Source organism: Nostoc sp. CHAB 5836, from assembly GCF_020829445.1.
In the GTDB taxonomy this organism is placed as follows: Bacteria; Cyanobacteriota; Cyanobacteriia; order Cyanobacteriales; family Nostocaceae; genus Nostoc.
In genome coordinates this window covers 1-2,877 of the sequence record NZ_JAIVFV010000352.1, presented here as the reverse complement: position 1 = coordinate 2,877, position 2,877 = coordinate 1, and the positions used below count along the sequence as shown (strand labels likewise).

Genomic DNA, 2,877 nt, shown 5'->3' with positions numbered 1-2,877 from the left:
AATATACATAAAACCAGTAAAATAACTTAAATATGAAGATGCACGAGCATAATCTGCAACTACAACAATCACAAAAACTTAGTAATTACACTATGTGACACCCCAGGGTGCGGAACGTGGGTTTGAATCTTACTCCCCAACGCTAGAAGGGAAGGGGCTGGGGGTTAGGTCTGTATTCCATGCAATTGAGATCCGCTATAAGTTAACGTTTTTAGGACTTTTGAAGATCCCCCCAAGACCCCGATAAATTGGCTTGCTCATAACCCTCTTTTACCCCCTTTTTAAGGGGGTCGCCGCAGGCGGGGGGATCTTAACCGAACCGTATTGTAAGCGATCGCACCAAAGAACTAAAACCTATTGAAAAGTTCTTTGGTGCAATCGCGTCTTGTTTTTAGCTTGTTTACCCTGGAGAATTTTATCTAAACAAAGGTAAAGGCACTACTAGAGATATTGACATCGAGCGATACATTTTGCAAAACGCCAATCACTTCACCTCTGGGTATTACTCCAGGATCGTAAATTAGTGCAGCATCAGTCGTGCCTGTAGCAGAAGTAAAGAAGTCTAAGCTATAGAAATCCCTTGAGCCTTTGAGTTCAATAAAATCTTGATTGAAGTCAAAATCAGTAATTAGGGCATAGTCAGACTCACCTGTAGTCCAAGACTTACCATCATCGTAGTAGACAAAACTACTATCCCCAAGGACGAAGGTATCGCTACCGGATGAACCAGTTAAAGTGTCAACTTCACCAGTACCAAATCCCACTACATTGTCCACTCCAATCAGGCGATCGCTACCTTCACCGCCATCAAGAGAATCGTTCCCCAATCCAGCAATGAGAGTGTCTGCTCCTGTTTCACCACTGATAATGTCATTGCCATTGCGGCCAAAGATGCGATCGCTACCTTCACCACCAGAAATGGAGTCGATGCCTTCGCCACCATCAATAATGTCGTTGCCATTCCCACCACTGATGGTGTCATTGCCATTGCGGCCAAAAATGCGATCGCTACCTTCACCACCAGAAATGGAGTCGATGCCTTCGCCACTATCAATGATGTCATTGTCATCTCCACCATCAATGTTGTCATTGCCAACATCACCAAAAATCAAATCTTCACCAGTTCCTCCTTCCACTGTATCCTGACCATTGCCGCCAGTAATTTGGTCATCACCACTGCCACCGAAGATTTGATTGTTACCGCCAAGTCCTTCCAGGACATCATTGCCACCTAAACCGAAAATGATTTCACGGCCGTTAGAAGCTGTCAACACATCGTCATTTTCACTCCCTGTCAAACTGAGTGAAAGAGGAACATCAAAATTAACTATCTGATTTAGTTCTTCTGAACTTAACCCTGCCAATGCATTTAACCCCAGCGATTCTAGGTCTGCTGCTTTTGCCAGTGCTGTAGCTTGGTCAGAATTCTGAGCAGCAAAATGCATAACAATCTGGGTTTCACCAGGAGCTAAAGTGAGATTGTATGCAAAGTTAACGTTATTAGAAAAGGGTGAAAAGAATAATGCTGCATCAGGTCTAAGACTTCCATCTTCCCCTGCTATTACCTGCACTAGCGTAGGGTCGTCTGTACCATCAACATCATCAGTAACTAGCCAATCAACATCATCAGTAACTAGCCAGTTATCGTCTGTGTTAAAGATATTATCACCACTAGAAGTGCTAACTAAGTCTATACCAGTGCTAGCTGGAGTATCGCCTGTACCAGCAAAATAATCATCGGAACCGAGATAGCTATTGAGGCTAACTGTGTAATTGACCGTTTCAGAACTAGTATTTGTGACAATTTCGATAAATCTAGCCCAAGACTGGTTTTCTGGCACATATATTTTTCGCTGCACTTGCACTTGACCAATCAAATCTGGCCTGATAACTACTTCTCTTCCGTTATCCTCAGTTTGAGCAGTATTCAACGAAGGGAAGTCATTTAAATCGAGTCCACCATCATATGCATCATCAGTGCCATCTAAAATCCTCCCATCTTTTTGGATATCCCAACGAAATCCAGAAGAGTCGAATAAAACAGTAGGTAAAGAAATCTCTGACATATTTTGCTCCTTGTTTTTGTTCAGAAAATTTTCTGTATCGTGGACAAGTGGTACACTCGATTAGAGGATGTTTGAAAAGTTTAATTTATTACTAGCCTTGGCGACTGGAAGTCGCGGCTACACAAACAAAACCCACACTTCGACAACCTCAGTGACCGCCTCCGTGGGTTAAAAACCTTTAATTTTTCTTAGTCCACGGAGGTGGACTTCGTTTGTGTAGTAGCGAATTCTATTCGCCCAATACTTTTCGGTACTTAACAGTGTGTCACTACTACTGCGAACAAACCGTTGTATCAACCTAATTAGACTAGATTTAACCTGAATCAATCTAGGTCAATTTCAGATCATTATCTAACTGGACTAAATCTGAGATTGACAAAAATCCGGTAATGTGAATTAGCAAAATAACTAGGGTAGTTGTGGCATCTCGTGGTAGTGTTGGGATGTTTGGTGTTGTGCGAAAATTAGCTCCCTTGAACACTATTTTGCTGCTAGTCAGCAAAACGCCCAAAAGATATCACCACGCTTTATGAGCAAACGTGGTGAATTTGGGAGCCTGTGTAAACAGAATATTAAAGCTGTGAAGTCTTAGAGGTTGCTTGAAAAGTCCTCTTCTCGGTAGCAAAACGTTCTAGATTCCCCTAAATCCCCCGATAAATTGGGGGACTTTGATTCTTCCCCCTTTTTATAGCGGTTCTCAATTGCATGGAATACAGACCTAACCCCCAGCCCCTTCCCTTCTAGCGTTGGGGAGTAAGATTCAAAGCCTCTCTCCTCTTAGGAGAGAGGTTTGGAGAGAGGTCAAAACTGT

2 protein-coding genes are annotated in these 2,877 nt (G+C 42.7%); both read right to left on the bottom strand.

The window, feature by feature from the left end:
* Positions 1 to 419 precede the first annotated feature (419 nt).
* Entirely contained in the window at positions 420 to 2,066 is a 1,647-nt protein-coding gene (locus LC605_RS32275; RefSeq protein ID WP_229551443.1) for a calcium-binding protein, read from the bottom strand.
* A gap of 328 nt (positions 2,067 to 2,394) precedes the next feature.
* A complete protein-coding gene (locus tag LC605_RS32270; protein WP_229551442.1) occupies positions 2,395 to 2,577 on the bottom strand; it encodes a hypothetical protein in 183 nt (60 codons plus the stop codon).
* Between the last annotated feature and the right edge of the window lie 300 nt (positions 2,578 to 2,877).